27 protein-coding genes and 1 pseudogene are annotated in these 23,024 nt (G+C 39.1%); 26 read left to right on the top strand and 2 right to left on the bottom strand.

Going from position 1 to position 23,024, the window contains the following annotated elements; genetic code table 11:
* Window positions 1–35: 35 nt before the first annotated feature.
* From tuaE to M1D84_RS02545, 5 genes are all read left to right on the top strand, one after another.
* Window positions 36–1,496, top strand: a complete 1,461-nt coding sequence (gene tuaE / locus M1D84_RS02525; RefSeq protein ID WP_286098772.1) for a teichuronic acid biosynthesis protein TuaE — start codon at window positions 36–38, stop codon at window positions 1,494–1,496.
* A 61-nt stretch (window positions 1,497–1,557) separates the two neighbouring features.
* On the top strand, window positions 1,558–2,235 hold the full coding sequence (gene tuaF / locus M1D84_RS02530; protein WP_024423630.1) for a teichuronic acid biosynthesis protein TuaF: 678 nt from the start codon (window positions 1,558–1,560) through the stop codon (window positions 2,233–2,235).
* A 24-nt stretch (window positions 2,236–2,259) separates the two neighbouring features.
* Window positions 2,260–3,015, top strand: coding sequence for a teichuronic acid biosynthesis protein TuaG (gene tuaG / locus M1D84_RS02535; RefSeq protein ID WP_024423629.1), 756 nt, complete (start codon window positions 2,260–2,262; stop codon window positions 3,013–3,015).
* Between the two features lie 16 nt (window positions 3,016–3,031).
* On the top strand, window positions 3,032–4,231 hold the full coding sequence (tuaH, locus tag M1D84_RS02540) for a teichuronic acid biosynthesis protein TuaH (protein ID WP_081372101.1): 1,200 nt from the start codon (window positions 3,032–3,034) through the stop codon (window positions 4,229–4,231).
* 134 nt (window positions 4,232–4,365) lie between these two features.
* Window positions 4,366–5,433 (top strand): glycosyltransferase family 4 protein, encoded by a 1,068-nt coding sequence (locus tag M1D84_RS02545; protein ID WP_024423627.1) that lies wholly within the window; start codon window positions 4,366–4,368, stop codon window positions 5,431–5,433.
* A 35-nt stretch (window positions 5,434–5,468) separates the two neighbouring features.
* Here M1D84_RS02545 and M1D84_RS02550 read toward each other — a convergent pair whose 3' ends face one another.
* A complete protein-coding gene (locus tag M1D84_RS02550; RefSeq protein WP_024423626.1) occupies window positions 5,469–6,560 on the bottom strand; it encodes an LCP family protein in 1,092 nt (363 codons plus the stop codon).
* Window positions 6,545–7,213, bottom strand: coding sequence for a YigZ family protein (locus tag M1D84_RS02555; protein WP_012011434.1), 669 nt, complete (start codon window positions 7,211–7,213; stop codon window positions 6,545–6,547). Before M1D84_RS02555 ends, M1D84_RS02550 begins: the two co-directional genes overlap by 16 nt.
* Before the next feature lie 220 nt (window positions 7,214–7,433).
* Here M1D84_RS02555 and M1D84_RS02560 point away from each other — a divergent pair, with 220 nt between their 5' ends.
* The 21 genes and pseudogenes from M1D84_RS02560 (at window position 7,434) to M1D84_RS02660 (ending at window position 22,970) form a co-directional block, all read left to right on the top strand.
* The gene (locus M1D84_RS02560) at window positions 7,434–8,609 is read left to right on the top strand and encodes a sensor histidine kinase (RefSeq protein ID WP_003213166.1); all 1,176 of its coding nucleotides are present in this window, start codon (window positions 7,434–7,436) and stop codon (window positions 8,607–8,609) included.
* Window positions 8,610–8,673: 64 nt separating this feature from the next.
* Window positions 8,674–9,363: a two-component system response regulator DegU gene (gene degU / locus M1D84_RS02565; protein WP_008348273.1), complete on the top strand. Its 690-nt coding sequence runs from the start codon at window positions 8,674–8,676 to the stop codon at window positions 9,361–9,363.
* Between the two features lie 215 nt (window positions 9,364–9,578).
* Window positions 9,579–10,421, top strand: coding sequence for a DegV family protein (locus M1D84_RS02570; protein ID WP_024423625.1), 843 nt, complete (start codon window positions 9,579–9,581; stop codon window positions 10,419–10,421).
* Between the two features lie 117 nt (window positions 10,422–10,538).
* On the top strand, window positions 10,539–11,939 hold the full coding sequence (locus tag M1D84_RS02575; protein ID WP_029706323.1) for a DEAD/DEAH box helicase: 1,401 nt from the start codon (window positions 10,539–10,541) through the stop codon (window positions 11,937–11,939).
* A 48-nt stretch (window positions 11,940–11,987) separates the two neighbouring features.
* Window positions 11,988–12,281 carry a late competence development ComFB family protein gene (locus M1D84_RS02580; RefSeq protein ID WP_024423623.1) on the top strand — a complete coding sequence of 98 codons (294 nt, stop codon included), beginning with the start codon at window positions 11,988–11,990 and terminating at the stop codon, window positions 12,279–12,281.
* Between the two features lie 101 nt (window positions 12,282–12,382).
* A complete protein-coding gene (locus M1D84_RS02585) occupies window positions 12,383–12,964 on the top strand; it encodes a ComF family protein (protein WP_240503400.1) in 582 nt (193 codons plus the stop codon).
* 56 nt (window positions 12,965–13,020) lie between these two features.
* The gene (locus M1D84_RS02590; protein ID WP_024423621.1) at window positions 13,021–13,440 is read left to right on the top strand and encodes a TIGR03826 family flagellar region protein; all 420 of its coding nucleotides are present in this window, start codon (window positions 13,021–13,023) and stop codon (window positions 13,438–13,440) included.
* 79 nt (window positions 13,441–13,519) lie between these two features.
* Window positions 13,520–13,783, top strand: a complete 264-nt coding sequence (gene flgM, locus M1D84_RS02595) for a flagellar biosynthesis anti-sigma factor FlgM (RefSeq protein ID WP_024423620.1) — start codon at window positions 13,520–13,522, stop codon at window positions 13,781–13,783.
* 18 nt (window positions 13,784–13,801) lie between these two features.
* Window positions 13,802–14,284, top strand: a complete 483-nt coding sequence (locus M1D84_RS02600) for a flagellar protein FlgN (RefSeq protein WP_024423619.1) — start codon at window positions 13,802–13,804, stop codon at window positions 14,282–14,284.
* Between the two features lie 15 nt (window positions 14,285–14,299).
* Window positions 14,300–15,820: a flagellar hook-associated protein FlgK gene (gene flgK / locus M1D84_RS02605; RefSeq protein ID WP_122631681.1), complete on the top strand. Its 1,521-nt coding sequence runs from the start codon at window positions 14,300–14,302 to the stop codon at window positions 15,818–15,820.
* A gap of 9 nt (window positions 15,821–15,829) precedes the next feature.
* The gene (gene flgL / locus M1D84_RS02610; protein WP_024423617.1) at window positions 15,830–16,738 is read left to right on the top strand and encodes a flagellar hook-associated protein FlgL; all 909 of its coding nucleotides are present in this window, start codon (window positions 15,830–15,832) and stop codon (window positions 16,736–16,738) included.
* A 46-nt stretch (window positions 16,739–16,784) separates the two neighbouring features.
* The gene (locus tag M1D84_RS02615; RefSeq protein ID WP_024426253.1) at window positions 16,785–17,363 is read left to right on the top strand and encodes a DUF6470 family protein; all 579 of its coding nucleotides are present in this window, start codon (window positions 16,785–16,787) and stop codon (window positions 17,361–17,363) included.
* Between the two features lie 28 nt (window positions 17,364–17,391).
* Window positions 17,392–17,826, top strand: a complete 435-nt coding sequence (fliW, locus tag M1D84_RS02620) for a flagellar assembly protein FliW (protein WP_024423615.1) — start codon at window positions 17,392–17,394, stop codon at window positions 17,824–17,826.
* Entirely contained in the window at window positions 17,820–18,044 is a 225-nt protein-coding gene (gene csrA, locus M1D84_RS02625) for a carbon storage regulator CsrA (protein ID WP_122631682.1), read from the top strand. The genes fliW and csrA overlap by 7 nt, the downstream gene beginning before the upstream one ends.
* Before the next feature lie 161 nt (window positions 18,045–18,205).
* Window positions 18,206–18,547 carry a flagellar protein FlaG gene (gene flaG, locus M1D84_RS02630; protein WP_039181788.1) on the top strand — a complete coding sequence of 114 codons (342 nt, stop codon included), beginning with the start codon at window positions 18,206–18,208 and terminating at the stop codon, window positions 18,545–18,547.
* Window positions 18,548–18,567: 20 nt separating this feature from the next.
* Window positions 18,568–20,097: a flagellar hook-associated protein 2 gene (locus M1D84_RS02635; protein ID WP_024423613.1), complete on the top strand. Its 1,530-nt coding sequence runs from the start codon at window positions 18,568–18,570 to the stop codon at window positions 20,095–20,097.
* 17 nt (window positions 20,098–20,114) lie between these two features.
* On the top strand, window positions 20,115–20,519 hold the full coding sequence (gene fliS / locus M1D84_RS02640; protein ID WP_024423612.1) for a flagellar export chaperone FliS: 405 nt from the start codon (window positions 20,115–20,117) through the stop codon (window positions 20,517–20,519).
* Window positions 20,516–20,857: a flagellar protein FliT gene (locus M1D84_RS02645; RefSeq protein WP_073207589.1), complete on the top strand. Its 342-nt coding sequence runs from the start codon at window positions 20,516–20,518 to the stop codon at window positions 20,855–20,857. The genes fliS and M1D84_RS02645 overlap by 4 nt, the downstream gene beginning before the upstream one ends.
* Before the next feature lie 13 nt (window positions 20,858–20,870).
* Complete coding sequence (locus M1D84_RS02650; protein ID WP_024426250.1) at window positions 20,871–21,251, top strand: hypothetical protein; 381 nt, start codon at window positions 20,871–20,873, stop codon at window positions 21,249–21,251.
* A 687-nt stretch (window positions 21,252–21,938) separates the two neighbouring features.
* A pseudogene (locus tag M1D84_RS02655) lies at window positions 21,939–21,983 on the top strand (hypothetical protein); the annotation flags it as partial.
* 39 nt (window positions 21,984–22,022) lie between these two features.
* Window positions 22,023–22,970 carry a methyl-accepting chemotaxis protein gene (locus M1D84_RS02660; protein ID WP_458110437.1) on the top strand — a complete coding sequence of 316 codons (948 nt, stop codon included), beginning with the start codon at window positions 22,023–22,025 and terminating at the stop codon, window positions 22,968–22,970.
* Window positions 22,971–23,024: the final 54 nt, after the last annotated feature.

Below are 23,024 nucleotides of genomic sequence, written 5' to 3' on the forward strand. Positions count from 1 at the left end.
TCAAATCGGATGGGTTGCTTAGGAGGAAAATGGGTATGAGTGTGAAACAAACAGCATGGCAAATCATGATCGGTTGTATATTATTTGCAGCAGGGCTAGGACTTGTACAATTGGCGTCTGCGCAGCCCGCCGGGTTAAAAAAGATCGTCGCCATTCCGGTCCTGCTTTTAGTCCTGACGGCTTTTCTCGTGTTAATGAAGCTATACATGAACGGTGAGCAAGTGTTCATGTCAGCCATATATCTTTTAATTGCATTGACCTTTCTCAACAACGCTTTCTTTTCAATTAGTGCCGGGTTCTTTAGTCTTTTTCTCTACCGTATCATGCTCATTGCCGCCTTTGCTTTATTCATATGGCGGATGAGACATAAGGGGACGTACATATCGCAGTGGCAGCAGATTCGTGTAAAAGGCATTCTTGGTTTTTTCGCTGCATGGTTTCTTTACGGGCTCATCTCACTGCTGTGGGCTCATTCGGTGACAGATGGTCTTAAATATATGTCCCTGCTTGCTATGGGGATGGGATTTGTCTTTCTTGTGGTCATGTACATTCAGCGAATCGATCAAGTTGTCACCTTTTATAGCATTTGGCTTGTCATGACTGTATTTGTCATGGGGATAGGGTTTTATAATCACTTTACTTTGAACCATTTACCAAATACTTCATTGTATCTTGGGCCGGCGTATAAACAGCACTATCCTACAGCTGTCTTTTTTAATCAAAATGACTTTGCAACGTTTTTATCGATTAGCTTTTTCTTGTATTTAGCGTGTATGCGGCAAATGAAAAATGGTTATATCAAAGCATTTGGATTATTTGGCGCCATTGCAGCACTGTATCTCATTTTGTTAACAGAATCCCGCGCGAGCCTGCTTGGCATATTTGCAGGAGCGGCCATTTATGTGTGGCTTCTCATGCCGCGCTTTCTCAAAAAGTGGTCACTCATCACAGCAGGCGGACTTGGTGTCATCTGTATCGCTGTTTTTTCAGCCAAGATTTATTCAGTCTTTTATGACTTGTTTCTCGCTTCTCAGGTCGCGCATTCTTTTAGTGAACCACTCCCATCCAACATTGCGAGAGCGAATTTGATCAAAAATGCATGGCATTTCTTTACGGATTCATACGGGTTTGGTGTCGGAGCGGGGAATGTGTCTTACTACTTAGCCCACTTTTCGATCTTTGATACAGATCAAGTCGTTGAAGTACACAATTGGCTGCTGGAAGTGATGACGAACTTTGGGTTTGCGGTCATGCTGGGCTATATCTCCGTCTACGCTTATCTCATGTTCACGCTGTATAAACAATACCAATGGGCTGACACAAGATCAGCAAAAATGATCATTGAAGGTTTGTTTGCTGCCATGCTGAGCTTTCTCGTTTCAAGTATCAGTCCTAGTTCTGTCTCGAATTTATATTTCCACTGGGTCTTTTTAGGACTCGTGATCGCAGCGGTGAATATGTTGAAAAACAAACAGCGCTTGGTAAACCGGGTGTGATGCTGCGCTGGTATGGCTACACTAATGAAAAAGCAAATACGTCAATGTTGGGAGAATGAACATGTCTGGTTTCATATCTAGAATAGGGAAGCGAATCAAAAAGTATATTGTATGGCTTGTGCTGCTGCCTGTCGTATTAGGCGCTTTTGGATTCTTTTTTGCCAAAGGAACTATGCAGCAGTCTAGTTACACAGCTGCCGTTACGCTTACACTTGGTAAATATGATGACGGAGTGTATAACAATATCGCAGAAGTGACATCTCTATTAAAAAGCGATGCATTTTTAAATGAAGCACTCAGTGATGTGAAAGAAGAAGAAAGGCAGGATGTGAAAAGCCGCCTCATCCTCACCAATCAATCAGATACACAATTACAGCTGTCCTTCACAGATGCTGATAAGGATCATGCTTTAGCTGTCGTGAAGCAGGTGTCGGATACATTTCTAAAGCAAGACAAAGCATTATTTACAAAAAGACAGCAGGTGATTGAAAGTAGATTATCTGCTCTAGAAGACGAATCTGTCAGCAACGATTCCAAAGTAGATAAAGAGCGATTTTTATATGAATTGGAGTCTACAAAGCTTGGAATGAAGCAGGCGAAGATTGTTGATCCTGCTCAAGTTCTTGATGAAGGCAATAAAGGCATGTCAGCGAAAAAGCGGGCACTGCTTGGACTTGTCATTGGCTTTAGTATCTCGCTCATGTTTGTGGTCTTACCCGAAGTGTTCAAAGAATCTTAATGATGAACTGGAGATGAGTCTTAGGTGAACAATCAACCGTTAGTATCAATCATTACACCGGCCTATAATGCGGAACGCTATTTAACGGATACAGTTCATTCCGTCCTTGCCCAAACCTATTCTAATTGGGAACTGATCATCGCAGATGATTGTTCAACAGATGGAACAAGGAAGCTGCTTGGGGACTTAAGTGAAGCAGACGACAGAATCCACGTCATTTATTTAGAGCAAAATGGGGGAGCCGCCATCGCTAGAAACGCAGCCATCAAACAGGCAAAAGGCCGCTTTATTGCTTTTTTAGATAGCGATGATAAGTGGAAAGAGACGAAGCTTGAACAGCAGGTAGACTTTATGCTGACAAACGATTATGCCTTTACATTTACGGCATATGACATCATTGCAGAAAATGGAGAGCCTTTAGAAAAAACTGTCACTGCACCAGCAAGATTAACCTATGATGAAGCTTTGAAAAATACCATTATCGGCTGTTTAACGGTGATGCTTGATGTAGAGAAGATAGGACATGTAGAAATGCCGAACATCCGCACAAGACAGGATTTAGCTACGTGGCTGTCCATATTAAAAAGAGGATTTACAGCCTATGGAATGAGTGAACCGCTCAGTGAATACCGCATCGTTGGAAACTCGATCTCTAGTAACAAGTGGAAAGCAGCGAAAAAAACGTGGTTCGTCTACAGAGAAATTGAGCAGCTTCATTTTGTCAAAGCATCTTGGTGTTTTATGCACTATGCGACAAATGCTGTGAAGAAGCGCTTATAAACAGAAGGGAAAAAAGGTGATAAAGGTGAAAGCAGACTCGATCATACATGTTATCGTAGCGACGGGAGAATGGGGACAGGACGGCTTGAGGTACAGACGGCATCGACTGGCGGAATTTCTAGCATCTGATCCAGAAACGAAAGAGGTCATCTGGGTATGCCCATCTGCATCCCGTCATACAGCTCCCTTTCAGCCCATAACCGATCGAATGAAGCAATTGACCATTCCTGATGTGCTCAAGAGCAAATTTTTCCGCTTTGGCCGATATCAAGATATGTTCTATATTCATAAATTGTCCCCTCTTCTTGAGCATTTGCGGCAGGAAGAAAAGAAGGGAATCGCTGTTTGCTTATGGTATACGTTTCCGGGCTTTCCGCTCTTATCTTCTTTATTTGAATGGAAACATATTGTCTATGACTGCAGTGACCTGTGGGGAGAGCCGATAAGCGGCAAAAATAATTTGCTTTCTTATATGAGGCAGCGTGTCATTGTGAAAGCAGAAAATCGAATCATCAAATACGCACACAGCATTACATGCTCTTCTCAATACTTACACGATCAAATCAAAAAGCGTCTTATGGGCGAACCAAAAGATGTGTTTACAGTGGAAAATGGCGTTGAGTACGATGTGTTTGCAAAAAGCAATCTTCCATGTAAGGAGGATGTGCTGCAAGGTAGAGAAGGAACTGTTCTTGGTTTTATTGGAGGCATCAAGCCGAAGCTCGATTTTGACATGATAGCAGAAGCTGCCCGTATGCAGCCTGATTGGACATTTTTATTTGTCGGTCCGGATGGAACAAATGGTGATCCATCTTTTCAGCATGCACTTAAACTGCCGAATGTGATTTGGACAGGTGCTGTTGCACCAGAAGAAGTGCCTGCGTATATGAAGCTGATTGATGTAGGCATGATGCCATACAAACAATCTCCTTACAATCAAGCCGTGTTTCCGCTCAAGCTATATGAATTTTTAGCCGCAGGAATACCGGTTGTTGGTTTAAATCTTCCGTCAACGGAAAGGCTAAAAGAGAATGATGTGTATGAATATTTAGAAGGCGAGGATCCTTCGCTCTTCGTAGAAGCCTGCCAAAAAGTGATCAGCAAAAAAGACGACATGACCTATAGACATCTAAGACAAAGCCGAGCGAAGAAAAAAGATTGGCACGCGCTGTTCACAAATATGGTGGAACTAACGAATATTAAAGAAAACGCATAATTCATCAGGGATTGTGCGTTTTTATTTGTTTCTTCTTCACAGGGGGAGCTTGTGATCATCCTCTATTCAATTGTATAATGGAAAGAGCGGCCAATATACAAAATACAGATTTCAATTTAGAAGGAGACTGACCTATGGATTACGAACGCGCCTTATTAGCGTTTTTTGTCTCTCTGGCTACAGTTTTAATTGTGACACCAATCGTCAAAAAGTTTGCAATTAAGATTGGTGCAGTGGACCAGCCGAATAAACGAAAAGTTCATGATAAAGTAATGCCTCGAATGGGCGGTTTGGCAATTTTTATTGGGGTAGCGGCTGGAGCATTAGCAGGCGGGCTGTTTCTACATAATAAAATTACAGCAATTTCAGTTGGTGCCGTACTTATCGTCATTCTAGGTATATTTGATGATAAATATAATTTAAGTGCAAGATTTAAATTTCTCGTCCAAGTTCTTGTTGCTTGCCTGATTGTAAGCACGGGCTTAAAAATGGACTTTTTCTCTGTTCCTTTCTTAACAGATCGAATTGAGTTAGGCTGGATGGCATATCCCCTAACCGTGTTATGGATTGTCGGAATCACAAATGCCATTAATTTAATTGACGGCCTTGATGGACTGGCTGCCGGTATTTCTGTCATCGGTTTATCAACCATTGCCGTGATGGCATTTTCAGCTGATAAAATTTTGATTCTTTCATTATCACTTGTTGTCATTGGCAGTACCATCGGCTTTCTCTTTTACAATTTTCATCCAGCGAAGATTTTTATGGGTGACACCGGTTCGCTTTTTTTAGGCTATATGATTTCGGTGTTGTCACTATTAGGGCTGTACAAAAGTGTCACTTTGTTTAGTGTTGTTGTCCCAGTGATCATCTTAGGTGTCCCAATTTTCGATACCACCTTTGCCATCATTAGACGAATATTAAACAAACAGCCGATCTCAGCACCTGACAAGTCTCATATTCATCATAGACTGATGGCCTTTGGCTTGTCACATCGCATGGCTGTCATCGTGATTTATATGATTGGCTTAGTCTTTAGCTTAAGTGCGATTTTGCTGACGAGCGCCACCATTTGGTTATCACTGATTATTATCTTTTTACTGGTCATGTTCATGCAGGTGATTGCAGAAGTCACAGGCTTGGTGAATGAAGAGTTTAAACCATTTACGAAATTTTATAAACGAATGGTCAAAAGACAATAAAAAACAGCCCGTTCCTAGGAACTGGGCTGTTTTTATTATTGTCCAGGTGTGCTGGTCGATGAGTTAGTTGTATCAGTTGACCCTGTTTCACCAGAAGACGGATTGGTTTGTGAATCTGTTTCAGTTGAAGATTCAGTAGGAAGCTTTAAATGCGTCCGTAATTCATTTTGTACGTTAGCTAAATTGGTCGGATCTGGCTCAAAGTAATACGTGCGATTTGGCCCTAAATAAAGGTCTGATCCCTTAATAGAAAGAGTTTCTGTGTCGTCTCCTTTAAATCCGCTGTAGATTTGCTGAAGCGCAAGACCTTCTGTGATACGGAAATTGGTCGTAATGTGATCACTGACTTCTTTAGCAATGTTATCGACGTTCGCAATGTTATTTGGCTTCGCCATTTGATCAATCATTGCACGTAAAATTTGTTTCTGACGATCGTTACGTCCGAAATCACCGCGTGGATCTTGTTTTCTCATCCGTGCGTAAGCAAGTGCTTCTTCCCCGTTTAAATGCATATTGCCTTTTTTAAAGTAAATCTTTTTCGATTTTTTAACATCACTTTTTTCATTGAAGTCAAATGGAACATCGATATCAATTCCGCCGACTTCATCAATGACATCCTTGAATCCGTCAAAATCAACGGTTGCATACTTATCAATCGGAATATGCAAGAATTGTTCGACAGTTTCAATCGTTTCATCTTTACCGCCTTTAGCAAATGCTGCATTGATCTTTTCTTTACTTCCTGTTGTATCACTTGCAAGCTGTACGCGTGTGTCACGAGGAATACTAACCATTTTCATCGTTTTGTCTTGAGGGTTAATCGTTGCGACAATGAGTGAATCTGAACGGCCATGATCACCCTTTGTGGCATAATCCTCAATTCCGACAAATAATACAGAGAAAGGTTTTTTCTTAATATCAATGACAGCATCACGAAGATTCGATTTCTCTCCACGGTTTAGTTCATCATATGTTTTGTCAGCAGCTTGAAGAGTATTGACGATTTTATATACTGCAAATCCGCCCATGCAGATGATAAGAAGCAAAAATAAGACCAGAATACGTTTGATAATTCTCTTCTTCTTACTCTTTTTCTTTCGTACACGCACTTTTACTCGTTGTGCCATTCATCTGTCTCCTTTATCGGACCAATGTCCTTTTCTAAATAAATCAGTTCGCCTTCTTTTGTAACACTCTTTCCATTTGTCAGCTCAGTCATCCACTCAATGAACTGCTCTGTTTGTGTTTCTTCGACATATGTCTCAAAAATAACATCTTCTGCATAATGGATTTCTTTTAGCTGAAAAGATGAGGCTCTAAGCTCATTCTCTACCTTTCCAAGCCATGTATAATCTATTGTTGTGTGCATTGTACGCATTAAACAGCGCTCTACCATTCCAACATGGTTGATAGCTTCTGATACAGATTTTCCGTAGGCACGAATCAATCCACCGGCACCTAGCTTGATACCGCCGAAATAACGAGTGACCACAACGACTGTATCTTTCAGCTTCCGTTTTTTTAGCACTTCAAGCATTGGCACACCTGCTGTACCGCTTGGTTCACCATCATCATTCGCTTTTTGAATCAGGTCATGTTCACCAATGAGATAGGCTGAACAATTATGTGTGGCATTCCAATGTTGTTTTTTAATGGATTGTATAAATGCTTGTGCTTCTTCTTCTGAGACAGCACGCTGTATATGACAAATAAAACGTGATTTTTCAATGACGATCTCATGCTCGCCACGACTTTTTACTGTAAGATAGCGATTCAGCAAAAGACATACCCTCCTGACAAGCAAATTGTAAGACTAGTGAAAATTTGCATTGGTTTTAGAATTTTACAGCGTATTTTGTTATGATGATAGGAGCGGAAAAAGGGTCGTCATAAAAACTTCATGATTATACGCATTCTTTCATTATAATTCGACATAAAATGCAGATCAATGACATTTATAATAAAAAAAGATGACATCACTGTTACGGGAGGGAAAAGCCATGACAACACCCAAAATGGATCCGAAATTATTGGATTCAATCATCATGAAAATGCTAAGTACAGTTGATGGCAGCAAGGACGAAGTATTTAGAATAGGCGAACAGTCCCGTCAACAATATGAAAGCCTAGTAGAAGAGCTGAAGCAAATCAAACAGCAAGTAAACGAAGTAATTGATTTTGGGGATAAGCTGGAAGTCCATACAAGACATGCTAGAAACCGCTTATCTGAGGTCAGCAGAAACTTCAACAAATTCAGCGAAGAAGAAATACGTGAGGCCTACGAAAAAGCACATAACTTGCAAGTGGAACTCACCATGATTCAGCAGCGCGAGAAGCAGCTGAGAGAAAGAAGAGACGATCTGGAAAGAAGATTATTAAGCTTACAAGACGTCATTGAACGTTCTGAAACGCTTGTGAGTCAGATTACAGTTGTTCTCAACTATCTCAACCAGGATTTACGCCAGGTTGGTGTTTTACTTGAAGATGCTCAGGCAAAACAAGATTTTGGGCTGAGAATTATTGAAGCCCAAGAAGAAGAACGCAAAAGAGTGTCTCGGGAAATTCATGACGGCCCTGCTCAAATGCTGGCAAACGTGATGATGCGTTCCGAATTAATTGAACGGATTTTTAGAGACCGCGGTACAGAAGAAGGTTTTAAAGAAATTAGAAGTCTCAGACAGAATGTGCGAAATGCACTGTACGAAGTGAGAAGAATCATTTATGATTTAAGACCGATGGCTTTAGATGATTTGGGTCTGATTCCGACACTGAGAAAATACTTAAACACAATTGAAGAATATGATGGGAAAACCAAAATTACGTTCCAATGCCTAGGTGATACAGAAAGCGAAAGAATTGCTTCACAATTTGAAGTAGCACTGTTTAGACTAGCCCAAGAAGCTGTCACAAATTCATTAAAACATTCTGAAGCTGAAGAAATCTCTGTCAAAGTAGAAGTAACGAAAGACTTTGTGACCTTAATTATTAAAGACGATGGAAAAGGCTTTGATATGAAAGATGTGAAAACAAACAAAAACAAATCCTTCGGTTTACTTGGTATGAAAGAACGCGTAGACTTACTGGAAGGTAAAATGACCATAGACTCAAAAATAGGTCTAGGGACATTCATCATGATTCGCGTGCCACTAACATTGCAAAATAAAATTGTAAAATAGAGTCAAAAGACATATTGACCATAAAGTTCAGGTGTAGAACAATAAACATGGGGAGGCGTAGCTTGTGACTAAAGTAAATATTGTAATTATTGATGACCACCAATTATTCCGTGAAGGTGTCAAACGGATTTTAGATTTTGAACCTACTTTTGAAGTAGTTGCAGAAGGAGACGACGGTGACGAAGCTGCACGTATCGTAGAACACTATCATCCGGATGTTGTCATTATGGACATTAATATGCCGAATGTAAATGGTGTTGAGGCTACAAAGCAGCTTGTTGAGCTTTATCCCGAATCAAAAGTCATTATTCTATCTATTCATGACGATGAAAACTATGTAACACATGCATTGAAAACAGGGGCGAGAGGCTACCTGCTAAAAGAAATGGATGCAGACACACTTATCGAAGCAGTGAAAGTTGTAGCTGACGGAGGCTCTTATTTACATCCGAAAGTCACTCATAATTTAGTAAATGAATTCCGACGCTTGGCAACTAGCGGCGTTTCAGCACATCCACAGCATGAGGTATATCCTGAAATTCGCAGACCACTTCATATCTTAACTAGACGTGAATGTGAAGTTCTTCAAATGTTAGCTGACGGAAAGAGCAACAGAGGAATCGGTGAATCGCTCTTTATTAGTGAGAAAACAGTTAAAAACCACGTGAGTAACATTTTGCAAAAAATGAATGTAAACGACCGTACACAAGCTGTTGTTGTAGCTATTAAAAACGGCTGGGTAGAAATGAGATAATGTTCCGGACAAGTACTCCTTTTTCGCCTGTTTTTATTCTCTCACATTTTAGGTGGAGAGAAATGATAGACAGGGTAAGGAGTCTTTTTCGGATATAGCGGGCTTGCCTATTGATTAGGCAGGCTTTTTTGATTACTATTATAAATCTAATGAAAAAATGATCATTCTTTTAAAATAAAAAAGAGTAACTTAACGAATAAGGAAGGTATTTAAGAATGAAAATAGCCGTTGTAACAGACAGTACTGCTTATCTACCACAAGAGCTGCGTGATAAACATAATATTCATATGATCCCCCTTAACGTCATCTTTGGCAGTGAATCATACCGTGAAGAAATAGAAATGGACTGGAAGACATATTATGAAGAAATCAAAAAACACAAAGATCTTCCAACAACCTCTCAGCCTGCTTTCGGTGAATTAATAGCCTTATATGAAAAACTAAGTGAAACATACGACGCCGTGATTAGTATCCACCTTTCAAGTGGAATTAGTGGAACGTATAATAGTGCGGTCTCAGCGAATGATCTAGTTGACGGGATTGATATTTACCCGTTTGATACAGAAACAAGCTGTATGGCACAAGGTTTTTATGTGTTAGAAGCTGCTGAAAAAATCCAAGAAGGTGCTTCTTTAGAAGAAGTGTTAGCACATCTAAATTACCTAAAAGAAAGTCAGCGGGCGTATTTTATGGTAGACGATTTAACTCATTTGCAAAGAGGCGGCAGATTAAATGGTGCTCAGGCTTTTATTGGAAGCCTCTTAAAGGTAAAGCCTATTTTGCATTTTGACAACAAGCTAATTGTTCCTTTTGAGAAGATTCGCACACGTAAAAAAGCCATTTCACGTATTTTTGAATTATTTGATGAAGATGCATCACGTGGTGTTCCGATGAGAGCAACACTGATACATGGTAATAGAGAAGAAGAAGCAGAAGAATTAATTGCGCACTTATCAGAAAAATATCCTCATGTTGAATTTTATAAAAGCTACTTTGGTGCCGTAATCGGCACCCATCTAGGTGAAGGTTCTTTAGCCCTTGGCTGGGTGATTAGATAATTCCTAAAAAACCTCTTTTCTTATGGGAAAGGGGTTTTGTTTTTCTATTTTACCTGTTGGACGAAATGTCATGTCTTTGTGCATAATAGCCAAACATCAATTGAAAGGTGTTTGGTAATGTTGAATTTGGACAAAGCAATGGAACTAATGCGGCAGCTGCATTCACGCCATCTGCTCACCGTTGAAACAAAGTGCCCACAGTCCAATTTAGATTGGCTGGAGGAGAAAGGATTAGTCAATCGGTCTCCTGCCATTGAGAGGAAAGCAAATGGTTTTACATGCTGCCGGTGCGGTGTATCACACAAGCGGTATTTCGCTCATTCTCCATGTGAGGTGTGTCAAAAGGATTGTGTGTACTGTAGATCATGCATCATGATGGGAAAAGCAACTGAATGTGGGTTTCTTTATGAATGGACAGGTCCACAAATGGTAGAAACATGTCGAGCCGAATTAACATGGCAGGGAGAGCTGTCTAAAGGACAAAAAAGAGCGTCAGAAAGAATGATTGAAGCTATTAAAAACAAATTTGATCTACTTGTTTGGGCGGTTTGCGGAGCAGGGAAAACGGAAGTGCTTTTTCACGGAATCGAATATGCGTTAAATCAAGGAATGAGTGTCTGTATTGCGACACCTAGAACAGATGTTGTACTTGAACTCGAACCACGGCTTAGAAAAGCATTTCAAGGGGTGACAATTACCGTACTTTACGGAGGCAGTTCTCAAAGGTTTCAAATAACACCGCTTGTGATCACCACAACCCACCAGCTGATGAGATACAAAAATGCTTTTGATGTGCTCATTATAGATGAAGTCGATGCCTTCCCTTATTCAATGGATGAGCGTCTCCAATTTGCTGTTCTAAAGGCGATGAGAAAGAACAGAGGGGTTAGGATTTATTTAAGTGCGACACCCTCTAAAAAAATGACGAGAGAGGTTTCTCGTGGAAAACTGGAAGCGATAAAAATTCCTTTGCGTTTTCACGAGCAACCATTACCCGTACCGACCTTTCATTGGATCGGTCATTGGAAAAAGAAATTAAAAAAGAACCAGCTGCCCCCTAAAGTGATGAATTGGATACAGAGACATATTGCAAATAGGAGAAGAATATTACTTTTTGTTCCTTCAATTGCTACCATGAAGAAGGTAACGAAGATTCTTCGAGAACAATCCTTAAACGTGGAGGGAGTATCTGCCGATGATCCGGATAGGAAACAAAAGGTTCAGCACTTTAGAGATTACGTATACGATGTACTAGTTACAACCACTATTCTAGAAAGAGGCGTAACGATTCCAAATGTTCAAGTGGGAGTACTAGGTTCGGAATCTACTATTTTTACAGAGAGTGCACTTGTTCAGATATCTGGACGGGTAGGCAGACACCCGGATTATTGTACAGGAGATGTTTTCCTTTTTCATTTTGGTTTAACGAGAAGTATGAAACAAGCAAAGAAGCATATCGCAAAAATGAATGATACGGCTGCAAAAGAGTTTTCTGAAAAACAGTGTGGGTTCAACTAAATCATGGTACATTATATTCACAATACACAAATGGCAGGAGAGACAAATATGCTACTCAATGCAAAAGAAATACTACTCAAGGAAATTCTTAATCAATATCTCAACCAATTAAACATGATTTGTCATTGTGAAAAGTGTATGGAAGATGTATTAGCGATTTCACTGAATCAAGTGAAACCACAATATATAACAGATATCGATAAAATATCTTACAGTAAATCTGAGATGGTGGATAAACAGAAGAATACTGCGATGCTGGTCATTCTGACAGAAGCAGCTTCCAAGGTCTCTGCATTTCCAAGGTGTGAAAATCGTCTGCTGCTGAACAAGGAAACCAATTGATTTGCCAAATTTGCGAGGGACATTTTGTGCCTGCTTTTACATGGAAATCATTCCTACTATTAAATGATGATCGCCTTTGTGTAGCATGTAAGAATCACTTAGTGAAGATTGAGCATCCTATTTGCCCAACATGCGGAAGGGCGCAGTCAAATGACCAATTGTGCCAGGACTGTAACAGATGGAATGAACGCTCTGATTCTATTAAAATCCTTGTAAAAAATAGGTCAGTTTATACTTACAACGAGTTGATGAAAGATGTCCTTGCCCGCTTTAAATTTCGGGGTGATACGGCTTTAGCTGAGCTGTTTCAAAAAGATGTACAAGCAGCATTTAAACATTCCTTCTGCATAAAAGACCCATTGCTGATACCGATTCCTTTAAGTCATGAAAGACTAAAAGAAAGAGGATTTAATCAGTCCGTGATAATCGCTTCTTTGCTAGATAAGCCAATATTGCAGCCACTCGTGAAAATACATCAAAGTAAGCAGTCTAAAAAAAAGAAAAATGAACGCCTAGATCAAAAAGGATTGTTTCAAATAAAGCAAACAGATGCGATTGTTCAAAGGGATATTATATTAGTTGATGATATCTATACAACGGGAGCAACCATCTATGATGCGGCAAGAATTTTGAAAGACGCAGGTGCTAAAAGTGTTTCTTCTTTTACGTTGATACGTAGTTAAAAATCATGATAATTAACCGATAATAAGAAAAGAAAATAACGTAAGGGGTTTTGGTTATGAATCAATTGGCAAACTGTCCACAATGTAATCAGCTATTTTTAAAAACCACCATCCAAACGGTTTGTAACAAATGCTTTGAAGAAGAAGAACGTTCTTTTGATATCGTATATAAATTCTTGAGAAAACAAAGTAATAGACAATCAACCATCGCTGAAATAGTAGAAGCAACAGAAGTTGATGAAGAATTAATCTTGAAATTTATTCGTTTGAAAAGACTGCAAATTAGTCAATTTCCAAATATTAATTATCCTTGTGAAAGATGTGGCAAAGCGATCAGGAAAAACAAGCTATGCAGCCAATGTGAACAGGATATTCATTCGCAAATCAGCCAAATGAACCAAGAAGAGGAGCGTAAAAGGGAGATTGAATCTAGGAAAAAAGACACCTATTATGCCATTAATCCTAAAAACGACTGATTCCCTAAACTAAGTTGCAGTTTGGTCGATAAAATGGATAGAATCAAGACAGACTGTAACGGAAAGCGAGAGGAATCCCGTGAAAATTAATCGATATGGAACACAACCAGTAAATCCTTACAAGAAAACATATGAGAAACAAACGTTGCAATCGAATCAAGCTAAATCAACTGATAAAGTCGAAATTTCTAAAAAGGCAATCGAAATGCAAAAGGTGCCGAATATTATGAGAGAACGCCAAGATAAAATTGACCAAATTAAAAAAAGCATTGAAGCCGGAACATATCAAGTAGATACAAAAGGCATTGCAGATAAAATGCTGAATTTTTATAAACAACAATAACAAAAGGGAGCAGCGTGAATGTCAGTTAAAATAATTATTGAAGAACTGCATCGTCTCTATGGATTGCATGAACAGCTTTTAAAGTTGTCTAAGGATAAAACAGAAATGCTGAAAAGCAATGAGATTGATGCTCTTTCAGAGGTCCTGAATTTAGAGCAAAAGTATATTCAGGCCATTTCTCAATTAGAAGAAAAACGAATTGAAGCGACCGTTCAATTTTTACAAAGTGATCAATCACCAACCATCACTGCATGTATCGAAAAGGCTGAAGGTACAGATCAAGAAGAGCTCATTTCATTATATGAGAAACTAAATGACATCATGGTGGAACTAAAAGATGTAAATGAACTGAACAAGCAGCTTATTCAGCAGTCACTTCAATTTATTTCACTGACATTCGATCTCGTTAACCCTAATAAAGAAAATATGAATTACGGACAAAATGGCCTTGAGAGTTCAAAGCCTAAACAGCAAAGGGCTTTGTTTGATTCAAAGGCGTAAACAAGGAGGATACCAATGGGTTCTACATTCATGGGACTAGAAACGGCAAAAAGAGGAATCACAGCCCAGCGTGCAGGGCTTTATGTCACATCAAACAACGTCTCCAATGCAAATACGGAGGGCTACTCAAGACAAAGAGTGACCTTTAAAGCAGAAAATCCTTATCCAGTCATTTCTGTTTATGACGGCAAGACGTATGGCCAAATGGGGACAGGCGTACAAGTTGGAACGGTTGAAAGAATTCGAGACAGCTTTTTAGATCTACAATACAGAGATCATAATAATAACTTATCTTACTACTCAACGAAGTCAGATGCCCTTTCACAGATGGAAGGGGTTATGAATGATTTGACGGATGAAGGCTTGAACAGAGCCTTTGATAACCTTTGGAAATCATTACAGGTCTTATCGGAATCAAAGAATGCTGATACGGCTTCTGCACGTACAGTTGTTAAAACAAGTGCACAGGCTTTAGTTGATCAATTCCGTCTGCTCAATTCTTCTTTAACAACGATACAAAAGAATTTGAAAACCGAACTCGATTCAACGGCCAAAGATGTAAACACTCTTTTATCTCAAATAGATGAAGTGAACAAACAGATTGCAGCAGTTGAGCCAAATGGATATCTTCCAAATGATCTTTATGATACACGTGATACTTTGGTCGATCAATTATCCTCACTTGTTGATATTAAGGTCAGTTACAATCCACCTGGCGGTAATGCGCTCAAAATTGCTGAAGGAACTGTCAACATCGACATTATCGGTGCAAATGGACAATCAGCTGGAAACATTTTGAATGGTATTACGAACGAAAAGTCTGAACTGCAAATCTCTTATGATAATACAACGGGACTTGTTAACTCACTACAATTCGGAACAACAACAATTACAGCGGATCAATTACAAGTGAACGGTAAAGTAAAAGCACTTGTTGAGGCTTATGGCTACATGTCAAACGGTGCTGAAAAAGGCATGTATCCAGATATGCTTGCAGAGCTGGATGAAGTAGCAAAAGTATTCATGGATACATTTAACGATGTACATAAGCAGGGGTATACGTTAAATGGTGCAAGTGGACAAGACTTTTTTGATATCGAAAATAACAATGAGTTGAATAAAGGTTTGGCAGCTCGTATTAAAGTGAGCGATGTCATTTTAGCATCAACAGATAATATTGCTGCATCTCTCAATCAAACACAAGGTGACGGTTCGAATGCTACGAAATTAGCTAATATACAAGACTTAAAGTTACCAATCGGCGGCAATACAACGACAATTCAGGATTATTACCAAAATGTTATTGCTGAGATGGGGGTACAAGGGAAAAAGAACATGACGCTTGAAAGCAGTTCAGCTGCTCTTGTCAATTCAGCTAATGAACGTAGAATGTCGACTAGCGCTGTCTCCATTGATGAAGAAATGACGAATATGATCCAATTCCAGCATGCATATAATGCGGCTGCGAGAATTATGACATTACAAGATGAAGTATTGGATAAGGTCATAAACGGCATGGGTGTCGTAGGAAGGTAGGGATAACGGATGCGAGTCACACAAGGTATGATTTCTCAAAACTCACTTCGAAATATTAGTAAAAGTTATGAAAAACTTTCTAAAATTAATGAACAGGCACAAACAGGCAAACGCTTTACGAAAACGTCTGATGATCCTGTTGCAGCCGTAAAAAGCCTTCAATATAGTACTGCCTTGTTTCGAAATGAACAATATAAAAATAACTTAAATGAAGCACAAAACTGGATTGATACATCTGAAACAAGTGTCACTGAAATCATTGATATTATGTCAAATATACGAGATAAAGTGCTTGATGCGGCAAATGGAACAAAGCAGCCCGAAGATTTAGCAGCTATCGGAGTGGAAATTGGCCAGATGAAGAATCAAATCATTGATGCAATGAACACTCAAATGCTAGGTAAGTTCGTATTTAATGGGACAAATACAAATGTTAAACCAGTTGTTGAGAATGCAGACGGAACGTATACATTTAACTTCGAAAATTATACAGATGCGAATGCTGTTCAAGCGAATATTTCTGATGGTATCACTTTAAATGTAAACTCAAATCCAATCTCAGCGTTTGGCGGACAGGCTAACGGTCAAAATGTCATTGAAATGCTGACTGATTTAGAAAACTCATTGAAAAATGGAACGTTTGCGAATTCTGATGATGCACTAGGAAGTATCGATCAGTTCAAAGAAGTGATGAGTGCTGAGCGATCCGACCTAGGAGCGCGTTCGAATCGTGTTGACTTAGTAGGAAGTCGTTTGACTTCACAATACCAAGTACTGAAAAATGCTAAATCAGATAATGAAGATGTTGAAAGTGAAAAGGCAATTCTTGATCTTCTTCAACAAGAGACAGTGAATAGAGCTGCTTTAGCGACAACAGCTAAAGTCATTCAGCCATCTCTTGTAGATTTCTTAAGATAATAAAAAGCATCCGATGGGTGCTTTTTTGCATCATGGAGGTGAACATATGCAAATCCCTAGATTGTTAATGCAGCAAACCTATGCAAAACTTCAAATGTCGACAACTCCTTCTCGGCAAGAAGTAGAGCAGCCACAAGCTGATCTTGAGATTCAGCAACCACGAGCTGTCATGAATATCAAAAGGACACCGTCGAAATTAACCATTGATCAAACCGAGGCGTTTGCCGATATGGACATCAAGTCAATTTTTAGACGTTCTGAGGAATGGGCAGCTGAGGGGAAGCGTGCTGTTGGAGAAGGAATGGGTCGCAGAGCGGAAGAAGGAAGTGAACTCATCAAGATCGAGAATGGTGGGAATGCGATTGCTGAGTTTGCCAAAATCAATGGCAGTCCCCCAGCAAAACAATTCACCATTGGTGTGATACCTTCATTCTTTAGTGTGAAAATTCACTATCAGCCTTCTGAGCTTCAAATTGATGTGGAGCCGCAAAAAGCTATCATAGAGGCCACACCTCATAAACCAATCGTTAACTACCAGCCAGGTAAGGTCAATATTGATATGTTACAATATCCAGAATTAAAAATAGAAGTTGACGAAACGGGCCAAAATGGTGATAAGGTATAGTTAAGAAAAACGAAAAAGGTCGTGAATTATGATCATTCAAACAAAATACCATGGTGAAGTGACAATCAAAGAGGAGCAAATCATTCACTTCTCTAACGGGATACCAGGATTTCTGGATCAAAAACAGTTTGTCATTTTGCCTTTATCAGAAGAGTCTCCATTTTTAGTTCTTCAATCATTAAATAACTCGGCATTAGGTTTTATCGTCAGCAGCCCGTTTTTATTCTTCAATCAATACGAATTTGATTTAGACGAAACGGTTGTAGACATTCTGGAAGTAGAAGATGCCAATGATGTGGAAGTAATGGTTATTTTAACAATGGAATCATCTATTGAAAAAACGACAGCCAATTTAAGAGCGCCTATTATTGTGAACCGGAAAAACATGAAAGCCAAGCAGGTGATTTTGCATGATTCAGCCTATCATACAAAACATTTGTTAGAGGTGGCATCCTCATGTTAGTGCTGTCTCGTAAATTAAACCAGTCGATTCAAATAGGCGATGATATTGAAGTCAAGATTATTTCAATCGAAGGCGATCAAGTGAAAGTCGGGATTGAGGCTCCTAAGCACATCGATATTCACAGGAAAGAAGTGTACCTGTCTATTCAAGAAGAGAACAATCGTGCTGCGAGTTTAACATTAGATCTCCTCTCTCAATTATCCTCACAAAAAAAGTGAGGATTTTTTTATCGCATTCAGCTGTCCTTCTCCGTGTGAAAGCGTTTCGATACAGATGTTCATGATCTATAGGAAACTTTAACAAATCGGTCCATCTATATTTAATTTGCAAATTCAAAGCCGATATAAAAGATAGATTAAAGCACAGGAGCTGAATAACTATGTCTGTTGGTAAGTTGACATCGCTAGAGCCAATTATCGATGCATTTCAAACCCGTGTTTCTAATAACCAGAATGACAATGTAAACTCTGACTCACAAGCAAATGGCAGAGCTGTTTCAAAAGAAGAAATTGAAAAAACGCTTCAAGGCGCAAACAAGCTGATTGAACCTACTCAATTTCATCTTCAATTCGAATTACATGAAAAACTCAATGAATATTATGTCAAAGTCGTAGATAACCAAACAGAAGAAGTCATAAGAGAAATTCCGTCTAAGGAATGGCTTGATTTCTATGCAGCAATGACAGAAATTGTCGGTCTATTTGTAGATAAAAGAATGTAAATGAAGGGAGAACATAAATAATGGTCAATCGTATTACTGGATTTTCAAATGTGTTCGATATTGATGAAATCGTATCAAAGCTGATGAAAACGGAGCAAGCACCACTTGATACAATGACGCGTCAGAAACAAACACTTGAATGGCAAAGAGACAGCTATCGCGAGGTTAACTCGAAAATTAAAGAATTAGATGATTTGATCAACAGTTTAAACTTAACGCGTCCAAGTACATATGGCGCCAAAAAGGTGACAAGCTCTAATGAATCTGCTGTCACAGCAACTGGATCAACAAATGCGACCTCTGGCTCTATTCATGTCACTCAACTAGCGACAGCTTCTGTCTTCAAATCCTCTGGTACATCTGGATTTACACCAGCAAATGGCACGTTTACGTTTGAAGTGACGACACCAGATTCAACAAAACCGAAAATGGTGACGATCAATACTTCTGATTCCGATACAATCGATGACATCGTGAAAAAGCTAAACAACGCTCAATTAGGTGTGACGGCTTACAAAGGCCAAATCTCTGATGGCACTAACTACGTGGATACAATTGCTCTTACTTCTCGGACAACGGGTGAAGGCGTCAGTATTAAAGCAGCTGATGGCAATTCGGCTTCATTTTTAACGCAATTAGGCTTCCAAGTAGATGGAGATAACAAATTAGTTGCGACTACTCAAGGACAGAAGGCACAATACGAGATTAATGGTCTGAAAATGGAAAATAACAACAATACATTCACACAGGCTGATATTACGTACGAGCTTAAAGCAACCACAGATCAGCCCGTCAGCTTAAACGTTTCAACAGATGTGGATGCAATCTATGATAAAATTAAGCAATTTGTTGATAAATACAATGAGCTTGTTGAACAGATTAATGGTAAAGTCAATGAAAAGAAAAACAGGGACTATCATCCATTAACGGCTGAAGAGAAAAAAGCGATGTCTGAAAAAGAAATAGAGCTATGGGAAACGACCGCGAAGTCTGGCTTGCTGAGAAGTGATTCCATTTTACGATCTGGTGCCTCTAAAATAAGAAGTGATTTGTATGCTAATATTACGACAAGTGATGGGAATAAAATTCAACTCACACAAATCGGTATTTCGACATCATCCAGCTATAAAGATGGCGGAAAGCTTGAATTTAGTAAGGATAGTAATGGAGTAGAGAAATTAAAGAAAGCTATTGAAGAAGACCCGGAGAAGGTCAGACAAATGTTTATATCGGGTAGTTTAAATGTGGATTCAAAGGATAAAGACAAAGCGCAGCAGCAATATCAAGAACAAGGAATTATCTATCGTGTCAAAAATTCCTTATCAGACTTTTCGAAGAGCATTCAAAAAAAGGCTGGCAGCACAACTATGGAATTAAAGGAATACGGACTTGGTAAGGACCTTGACTCTTTGACCAAACGAATGAGTACGTTCCAAGACCGTTTGAAGATGGTTGAAGCCCGTTACTATACGAAGTTTAACGCCATGGATAGTGCAATTCAAAAGCTAAACAACCAATCTGGCTACCTTTCTCAACTGCTTGGACAATAATTGGAGGTTTATAACATATGGCAATACAGAACCCTTATGCCGCCTATCAGAAAAATTCTATTGAGACCGCAACACCTGCCGAGTTGACGCTTATGCTTTATGAAGGCTGCTTAAAGTTCATCAGAATAGCGAAGCATGCCATTCAAAAAGAGGATGCAGAAACGAGAAACTTGAACCTAAAAAAGGCTCAAAACATCATTCAAGAATTAAATGTCACCTTAAATCGTTCCTATGACGTATCAAAGAGTATGGCAAGTATGTATGATTACATTTATCGCAGACTGATAGAAGCCAATCTTCAAAATGACGAAGAGATATTGAATGAAGTAGAAGAGTATGTAACTGATTTCCGTGATGCGTGGAAGGAAGTCATTCAAACCGATCGAAAAGGCCGTCACCACTCTATCGGGGGTTCTCTATGAGTATTGTGGACCAGCTGCATGATCAAACATTAAAAATGGCAGCCGAAATAGCGGAAAATCCGCAAAGTGAGACACTTGTTGAAGACTTTGATGCCTTTTTAATTGAGAGAGACGAATTAATGAGAGATATACAGCATGTATTGACGGATCAAGAAAAAGAGAAAATTCGAGAAATCATCCAAACAGATCAACAGATGGCGCAACAATTAACGGTTATCCAAAATGGGATAAAAGCAGATATTCAAGCCATTCAAAAAAAGAAAACAAAACAGCTGAATTATCAAAATCCATACCAGCCCATAACGAGTGACGGCGTATACTACGATAAACGGAAATAAATAGGTGAGACCTGTGGCGTATCGTTCAAATGACTATATTTTATTAACCACATATTATGAACTTCTATACACGATAGAAGAGAGTCTAAACTATTTAGATGAAATTGAGAAGGATTTTGACAAAACAGAAGGGGATCGGATCTTTAATGATCTGATCCATGCCTTCTTTCATTTAGACACAACACATCCTCTTCTGCTTTCAATTATTGAAAATGAACACTTTGCCAAAACGATTCGTTCGTTTGATCAAATATTTTTAAGTTTTGATATACTAGCTTTCTATACATTCCCTTCAAATCACTTCCAATCATTCCTGAAAACATACTTTATACCTGAATATAGAAAGTGGATGGATGAAATACATGCCTGTATGAGGCCGTATGTCATTCATTAATTTTTGTCCAATTCAGACCATTCGGAGGAATTTATGAGACTAAAAAATCAATTTTTATTTGGGCTTATTGTCATATGTGTATTGTTTGTCAGTATGTTAGGCTTCTCAAGCTTTCTCTATTACAAAACAGATCAATCCTATAAAGCGTTATTAAGCAAGGAAGTGAAGCTTTATCAGACCTCGCTTGAATTAGAAGCGCTTCTTCAAAAGCAGGAAGCACAGATTAAAACATATGTCGTCGTACAAGATGCTGAAAATTTGCAGAAAATTGAGCAAACATATGAAGATATTAATAAGAAAACAGCAGAAGCTTCGAAAATGAGTACGGTCAAACAAGCAAAAAATCTATTAGATCAAATCTCAGAAAAAAATTATCTCTACTACACCTCAACAAATCGATTATTTAATTCATTAAATATGCAAAATCAAAAAGAATTCAACACCCGCCTCAGTCAAGAATTACAACCTATCGAACAAGAAATACATACCTTTACAAAAGAGTTCGCTCAACATCAGCTAAAACAACGTGATCAAAAAATCAATCAGCTCAATCAAGATAGTAATCAATTATTGCTTACACTCATTTTGGTCAGTGCAGCGATTATTGTTGGCCTTTTGGTGATTGGGATCAGATTTGTTCATCGCATGACAAAACCAATTGTTTCTGTCACAAATGCCGCAAAAAGGATGGCAGATGGTGATCTAACCCTTGAAGAGATTGAAGTGACCTCTAAAAATGAGATTGGTCAACTCGGCACAGCCTTTAATCAAATGACGGCTCATTTGCGTCAGCTTATTTTGCAGGTGCAAAGCGGATCAAGGCAGCTTGCTGATTCTGCTGCTCAATTTGAGGAAACCATCAGTCAAACGTTATCGGCTAGTGAGCAGACATCTAGCTCGATTGAACAGGTCAGTGAAGCTTCACGTGAACAATCAGATGCGGTCGGAAAAGTAGCATCCGCCATTCAGGAAGTGTCGACTGGCATGCAAAATGCATCTGTACACACATCCGATGTTTCGGGTCACTCAATTTCAGTGACTGAAAAGGCTGAAGAGGGCGCGGCCCTTATTCAACAGTTTGTGAAACAAATGAGTTCTATAAAAGAGTCTGTGAATGAACACCATTCTACAATGACCCATGTGCAAGCGCAGTTTACAGGCATTCAAGATCTGTTAGGTCATATCCATGCCATTGCTGACCAGACGAATTTGCTTGCTTTAAACGCAGCTATAGAAGCAGCAAGGGCAGGAGAGCATGGAAGAGGCTTTGCAGTTGTAGCAGATGAAGTGAGAAAACTGGCAGAAGAATCTAGTCAGCTGACAGATCAAATTAGTCAATTACTCGAAAACGTGAACAAAGATACAGAAAAGTCATCACAATCGATGACGAAGGTCGAGCGGGATGTAGCAAAGGGTGTAAAAGTATCACAATTATCTGAACAGAGCTTCCATGAAATCTTGGAATCTATTCGTGATATTTCAATGAAAGCAGAAGAGCTGTCAGCCACTGCAGAACAAATTTCTGCTAGTACAGAGGAAATTTCTCAAACAGTTGGTGTCATTGAAGAAGGTGCGAAACGAAACTCAGAAGAAACAGAGTACATGTCTGCTGCTGTTGAAGAATCATTAGCCGCCAATGAAGAGATGAAAGCCGCTGCGGAGGATTTAAAATCCTTATCTCAATCGCTGAAAACATCGATTTCATCTTTTACCATTTAATGTGCGCTGGTCTTTTTCAAGAATCAGCCGAATATATATTCATCACCTATCAAG

Source organism: Bacillus sp. PK5-006 (assembly GCF_054161415.1).